Origin of the sequence: Allobosea sp. ASV33 (genome assembly GCF_016428755.1) — a bacterium.
Taxonomy (GTDB): domain Bacteria; phylum Pseudomonadota; class Alphaproteobacteria; order Rhizobiales; family Beijerinckiaceae; genus Allobosea.
Genome location: NZ_JAELTI010000162.1, coordinates 1 through 6,469 on the forward strand (window position 1 = coordinate 1; position 6,469 = coordinate 6,469).

General features: G+C 66.5%; 6 protein-coding genes. 5 read left to right on the top strand and 1 reads right to left on the bottom strand.

From position 1 onward, the window contains the following. The 3 genes from JHD80_RS29435 to JHD80_RS26370 all read left to right on the top strand — a co-directional run. On the top strand, window positions 1-177 hold a 177-nt coding region (locus tag JHD80_RS29435), incomplete at its 5' end, for a TOBE domain-containing protein (RefSeq protein WP_199093423.1). Beyond that, entirely contained in the window at window positions 174-1,064 is an 891-nt protein-coding gene (locus tag JHD80_RS26365) for an ABC transporter permease (RefSeq protein WP_465246563.1), read from the top strand. The genes JHD80_RS29435 and JHD80_RS26365, both read left to right, overlap by 4 nt. A gap of 3 nt (window positions 1,065-1,067) precedes the next feature. Beyond that, window positions 1,068-1,898: an ABC transporter permease gene (locus JHD80_RS26370; protein ID WP_199093425.1), complete on the top strand. Its 831-nt coding sequence runs from the start codon at window positions 1,068-1,070 to the stop codon at window positions 1,896-1,898. A gap of 33 nt (window positions 1,899-1,931) precedes the next feature. Here JHD80_RS26370 and JHD80_RS26375 read toward each other — a convergent pair whose 3' ends face one another. Continuing rightward, window positions 1,932-3,725: an ABC transporter ATP-binding protein/permease gene (locus tag JHD80_RS26375; RefSeq protein ID WP_199093427.1), complete on the bottom strand. Its 1,794-nt coding sequence runs from the start codon at window positions 3,723-3,725 to the stop codon at window positions 1,932-1,934. Window positions 3,726-4,052: 327 nt separating this feature from the next. Between JHD80_RS26375 and dusA the strand changes: the two genes are divergently transcribed. Together dusA and JHD80_RS26385 are read left to right on the top strand one after the other, a co-directional pair. Beyond that, complete coding sequence (gene dusA / locus JHD80_RS26380; RefSeq protein ID WP_199093429.1) at window positions 4,053-5,072, top strand: tRNA dihydrouridine(20/20a) synthase DusA; 1,020 nt, start codon at window positions 4,053-4,055, stop codon at window positions 5,070-5,072. A gap of 98 nt (window positions 5,073-5,170) precedes the next feature. Continuing rightward, the gene (locus JHD80_RS26385) at window positions 5,171-6,055 is read left to right on the top strand and encodes a PhzF family phenazine biosynthesis protein (RefSeq protein WP_282568447.1); all 885 of its coding nucleotides are present in this window, start codon (window positions 5,171-5,173) and stop codon (window positions 6,053-6,055) included. The last annotated feature ends 414 nt before the right edge of the window (window positions 6,056-6,469 follow it).

The following is a 6,469-nucleotide window of genomic DNA, read 5'->3' on the forward strand; positions in this document are numbered from 1 at the left end:
GGCCTCAAGGCGCAGGTCGTCTCGACCGAGTTCCGCGGCCGCGAGTTCGTCGGCTTCGCCCGCATGGCCGATGGCACGGACCTGTCCTTCCTCGCCCATGACAAGCTCAGCCCCGGCGAGACGGTGACGCTCGCCGCCGAGCCCGACCGCGTCCTCGTCTATGGAGGGGCGGCGTGAGCACGGACATCTCCTCCATCCCGCTGAAGCAGCGGCTGGCGGCGCGCGGACTGGACGGGCTGACGCTGCTAGTCGTGCCCGCAATCCTGTTCCTGCTGGCGCTGTTCATTTACCCGTTCCTCTACGGGCTCGTGCTCTCCTTCGAGCCGAAGCAGGGCGGCATGTTCGCCAATTACCAGCGCTTCTTCTCGGATCGCTTCCTCTACGGGACGATCGCGACGACGCTCTGGCTCGCCTTGCCTGTGACGGTCGCGACGCTGCTGCTGGCGATCCCGATCGCCTTCCGCGTCCGGCTGATGCAGAACCAGCGCCTGCTGACCACGATCCTGGTGATCCCGATCACGCTCGGTACCGTCCTGGTCGCCGAGGGGCTGCTGAACTATCTCGGGCCGCAGGGTTGGTTCAACCGCGTGCTGATGACGGCGGGCATCATCTCCACACCGGTGAAGCTGCTGCATAATTACTGGGGCGTGATGCTCTCGCTGGTCATCACCGGCTTCCCTTTCACCTTCCTGCTGACGCTCTCCTACCTGTCCGGCATCGATCCGGCGCTGGAGAATGCCGGCGCGACGTTGGGCGCAGGTCCCTGGGAGCGCTTCAAGCACATCCTGTTGCCGCTCTTGCTGCCCGGCCTCGCGATCACCTTCTGCCTGAGCTTCGTACAGGCCTTCTCGGTCTTCCCCTCGGCGGTGCTGCTCGGCGCGCCCTCGGGTCCGACCCGCGTCATCTCGATCGCGGCCTATCAGGCGGCCTTCGAGGAATACGACTACTCCATGGCTTCGGCCGTCGCGATGATCATGGGCGTGGTGCAGCTCGCCATCGTCGTCGTGGTCCTGGCCGCGCGCGGCCTTCTGTATCGCGGCCCTGCCGGCGGCGGAAAGGGCTGAGCCATGGTCAAGGACACCCGTCTCTCGACGAAGCTCTGGGCGGCCGCCAACTGGACGCTGATCGGCTTCTTCATCGTCAACCTCTTCGCGATGATCGCGACGGTGGTGACCTCGTCCTTCTCGACGCGCTGGCTCGGCACCTGGCTGCCGGCCGGCTGGACGACGCGCTGGTATTCGGCCGCCTGGTCGGAATTCCAGCTCTATGACGTGCTGCTCGTTACCTTCCAGATCGTCTTCCTGGTGGTGGCGCTCTCCGGCCTGATCGGCGTGCCCGCGGCCTATGCGCTGGCGCGGCGCGATTTCCCGGGCAAGAAGCTCGTCATGCTGCTCTTCCTGCTGCCGCTCCTGGTGCCGCCGATCACCTTCGGCATCCCGCTGGCGACGGTGCTCTACCAGACCGGCTTCGCCGGCCAAATGTCGGGCGTCGTGCTGGCGAACCTGGTGCCGACCGTGCCCTTCGTTATCCTGGTGATGATCCCGTTCATCGAGCAGATCGACACCAAGATCGAGTCGGCCGCGCGCGTCTTCGGCGCCAACACCTTCAAGCTCTTCGTGCATGTGCTGCTGCCGCTGCTGATGCCCGGCATCCTCGCGGCCTTGCTGCTGGTGCTCGTCAGGACGCTCGCCATGTTCGAGCTGACCTTCCTGACGGCCGGGCCGACCAGCCAGACGCTCGTCGTCGCGCTCTACTACGCGGTCTTCGCCGCCGGTGTCCGCGCGGTGCAGTCGATCGACGCCATGGCGGTGATCTACATGATCACCACGCTGATCTGGCTCATCATCGCGCTGCGCTTCGTCAACCCGACGCAGATCGTCGCCCGCGCCAAGAAGTGACGATTGCGGCGGCGCTCCTCGCGAGCGCCGCCGTCACACTCTCTCGACGTCCTGCCGCTCGTCCTCGTTGTCGGCGCTGCGGCTTTTGAAAAGCCGCCAGAGCGATTTCCGCATGCGCCTCGACGTCATGTGCGCGCCGGCCGGCCGGCGCTCCAGCGTGATCTTCTGGTCGTGATAATCTTCGAGGCCCGGACGGTGGCCGACGCTGATCAGCGTCGCCGCGGCGAGTTCCTCGTCGAACAGGCCCAGCAGTGAAGCCTGGCTACCCTCGTCGAGCGCCGAGGTCGCCTCGTCCATCACGATGATGTCGGGCTTTTGCAGCAGGAGGCGCACGAAGGCGACGCGCTGGCGCTCGCCGCCGGACAGGGCGCGATCCCAATCGTCCTCCTCCGCGTCGAGCTTCTTGGCGAGATAGCCCAGGCCGCAGCGCTGCAGGGCCGCGAGGATCGCCTCGTCCGCCACGGCACGGTCGGAATCCGGATAGAGCAGGATCGTGCGCAAGGTTCCCTTCGGAAGATAGGGTTTCTGTGGCACGAAGGCGATGGTCTGGCCGGATGGCACGCGGATCGAGCCGGAGCCCCAAGGCCAGATGCCGGCGAGCGCCCGGATCAGCGTGCTCTTGCCGGAGCCGCTCTCGCCCGCGATCAGCGCCTTCGCGCCTTGCGCGATGGTGACGGTGGCATCGGCGACCACGACGCGCCCGTTGCTATGGGCGATCGACAGGTTCTCGAGATGGATCGCGTCGTCTTCGCTTTCGCCGAGCACGATCCGCTCGTCCTTCTCCATGATCGTGCCGATATCCAGAGCTTCCAGCTCCTCCACCAGCTCGTCGACGCGCGTGACCGAGGCGAACCATTCGGCCAGCCGCACGAAATTGTCGACGAACCAGATCAAGGCGGCCTGGACAGCGCTGAACGCCGCGACGACCTGCACGACGGCGCCGAGCGTGATCGCGCCGGCCAGGAATTTCGGCGCGATCAGAAGGAGCGGGACGATCGGGAAAAGCGCGCCGTTGGTATTGAGCACCAGGGCGATGATGCCTTGCTGGCGCACGATCCCGAGCCAGGCGGCGACGACGCGTCGATAGCCTTCCCCGGCAGAGCTGCGCTCGTCGGCATCGCCCTTGATCAGCGCAATGCTCTCCGCATTCTCGCGCAGCCGGGTCATCTCGGCGCGGAACTGCGCCTCCATCTCGTTCTTGTGGGCGACACGCGCGACGAGCGGGCGGCCCGCGAGGTAAGCCGCGAGCGAGGCGACCGTGGCATAGACAACCGCCGCGACCGCCATGTAGCTGGGGATCACGAACGTGGCGCCGCCAAGCGTGAACTCGGCGGAGCCCGCGACCTGCCAGAGGATCGCGGCGAAGGTCGCGGCCGTGACGAAGGCGGTGATCAGGCCGATCGCGAGCTCGACCAGCGGCTCGATGGCGAGGCGGGCATCCTCGGCGATCCGGTATTCCGGCGCCGTCATCTTCTTCGACAGGAAGCCCAGGCGATAATAGCGCTGGTCCGCGATCCACCAGCCGGAGAGGCGGCGCGTCAGGTTCTCGCGCCAGCGCACCTGCAGCAGCATGCGACTGACGACGAGGCCGGAGACCGAGAGGGCCGAGGCCACCAGCAGGAACGGCAGCCAGCCTGTCGTCGCCCAGACGGCTGCGACATCGCGCTTCTCAAGCGCATCGAAGAACCAGCGGTTCCAGCGATTGATGCCGACGGCGGCGGCGGTCTGCGCCGCGATGAAGGCGAGGACTGTGACCGTGAGCGCCCAGGCGCGCCAGCGCGCCTTCCCGCGCCAATAGCGCGATGCGATGCGAAAGAACTGGCGCATGCGGGAGCGCCGCGAAACGGGCGGTGTGTCGACCAATGTTGTATCCGCCATTTCGGGATCGTTGCCATTTGGGAGGCCCCGCGACGCACGACCTTCTGGTCCTTTCAACCGCGGGCCGGCGGCGCGGTTCCATGGCCTGCTCGCCATGTGGCAGGACCAGCGCAGGCCCGCCCGAATCGGAATTCTCGGGCCCCCTCTCGCCTATCCCGGGGATTTGCGCCATATACGCCGCAGTTTCGTCGTTTCGGCTTCGGTCGACGGCACGATCGCCTGGAGCGGCGAGAAGACAACACCGACCAAGGCACCCCCGGGCCACCCACGTTGAGCATGGCTATCCAGACAACCGCAAATCGCAGCGAGGCGAGCTTCTGGCGCTTCTCCGTGGCGCCGATGATGGATTGGACGGACCGGCATTGCCGCGTCATCCACCGCCTGATGTCCCGCCACGCGCTGCTCTATACCGAGATGGTGACGGCGCAGGCCGTGATCCGTGGCGACCGCGACCGCCTGATCGGTTTCGATGCCGTGGAGCATCCCGTCGCGCTCCAGCTCGGCGGCAACGATCCGAAGCTCCTGGCGGAAGCCGCGAAGATCGGTGCCGATTTCGGCTATGACGAGATCAACCTGAACTGCGGCTGCCCCTCGGATCGTGTGCAGGGCGGGGCCTTCGGCGCCTGCCTGATGCGCGAGCCGGCGCTGGTCGGCGATTGCGTCGCGGCGATGAAGGCGGCGGTCTCGATCCCGGTCACGGTGAAGTGCCGGATCGGCGTCGACGACCAGGACCCGGAAGCGGCGCTCGATGCGCTGACCGCCTCAGTGCGCGCGGCCGGCGTCGATGCGCTGATCGTCCATGCCCGCAAGGCCTGGCTGCAGGGGCTCTCGCCGAAGGAGAATCGCGAGATCCCGCCGCTCGACTACGAGCGCGCTTATCGCCTGAAGGTCGCCAACCCCGATTTGCCGATCGCGATCAACGGCGGCATCAAAGCTCCCGCCGAATGGCCGGCTCATCTGGAAAAGCTCGACGGCGTGATGATCGGCCGCGAGGCCTATCAGAACCCGGAGATCCTGCTCCAGGTCGACCCTCTGCTCTTCGGCCGGGAGGCGCCGGTGGTCGATGCCTTCGCTATGTTGGAGGCGCTGGAGCCATACATCGCCGCCCATCTCGCAAGGGGCGGGCGCGTGCATGCCTTCACCCGCCATCTCGTCGGCCTGTTTCCGGGCCGGCCCGGCGCGCGGATGTTCCGCCGCCATCTCGCCGAGCGCTGCGTCGGCGCCGACGCAACGCTGGATGATCTGCGCGCCGCGATCGCCCATGTCTCGCGCCGCGAGGCTGCGGCGGCGGCCTGATCGCGCCGGTTTGTTGCGAGGCAAGCGGTTTGCTGCCAAGCCGTTGCTGCCCCGGCAAGGGGGCATGCAATTGCGACTTCGACGGACAGGGCACGGCTATGGCGCGAGACGGGATCAGGATGGTCAATGTGTTCACGCATCAGGGCCAGGGCGGCAATCCCTGTCCGATCGTGATTGATGCGGCTGCGTTGCAGGATGAGGACATGCGGGCGATCGCGGCCCGCTATGGTCACGAATCCGGCTTCGTCCGGCCGCCCTCCGGCACCGATTCCGATTTCACCTTCCGCTTCTGGGTGCCGCGCCACGAGATGGAGATGTGCGGCCATGCCACGATCGGCGCGCTCTGGTGCCTGGCGACGGCCGGCCGCCTCGATGCCGAGCAGATGCGGATCGAGACGCGCAGCGGCCCGGTCACCGGCTATGTCGAGAACCGCGCGTCAGAGAACCCGTCGGTCGAGATCAGCCAGCCGGTCGGCAAGGTCGTCGACCTGACGCGCGCGCAGGAGGAGGACGTGCTCGCGACGCTCCGGATTGCGCGCAGCCACCTGCTCGACCTGCCGATCCAGAATGCGGTGACCTCGCGCGTCAAGACGCTGATCCCGATGAAGAGCGTCGCGCATCTTCAGGCGCTGGCGACCGAGATGGCGCTCACGGAGAAATGCTGCGAGCGTATCGCTTCGACCGGGCTCTATCCCTATGCCGTCGCCGATCAGGCCGAGCGGCGCTTCGAGGCGCGGCAGTTCCCGAAATCCTCCGGCTATCCCGAAGATGCCGCGACCGGCATCGCCGCGGCGGCGCTGGTCTTCGGCCTGCTCAAGAACGATCTCGTTCCCCACGACAGCGGCCGCATCACCATCCTGCAGGGCCGGGCGATGAACGCGCTTTCGGAAATCCGGGTCAGGATCGGCTTCGCCGACGGCCGCCCGGTCGGCTGTCTCCTGGGTGGTGAGGTCATGCCCGCGAACGATCACGCGGTCTCATAGCAATCTCCGGATCGTCGCTGGTGTGGGGAAAGGGGAAGTTTGCCGCAACGCTCCTCAAATCGTAACATAACCAATTGAAACAATTGGGTGTAATCACTGTGGTGTTTAAGTTGAAAGTGCCGCAGTTAAGGCAAAGAGCTTCCGCAACTACCGTGCCGGGCCCGGGGGGCGGACAGTGCCGGCTGAGCCGGTGCTTGCTTAGGGTAGGGGTGGGCACCGGATCTGGTTGGCGCTTTTCGATATCTGCAACGTTCGCTTCCAGGCCGTGCGATTAGACGAGCAGCCGAAGCTGGCGCCTAGCCGACATTGCCAATGTCCGCTTTCCGGCAGATCGGCACGGCTGCGATGTGAAGGCAGGGGCGCCAACCGGCTATATTTGCGATCCGGCAAGCGTTGACCGCAGCGCTTCTATGC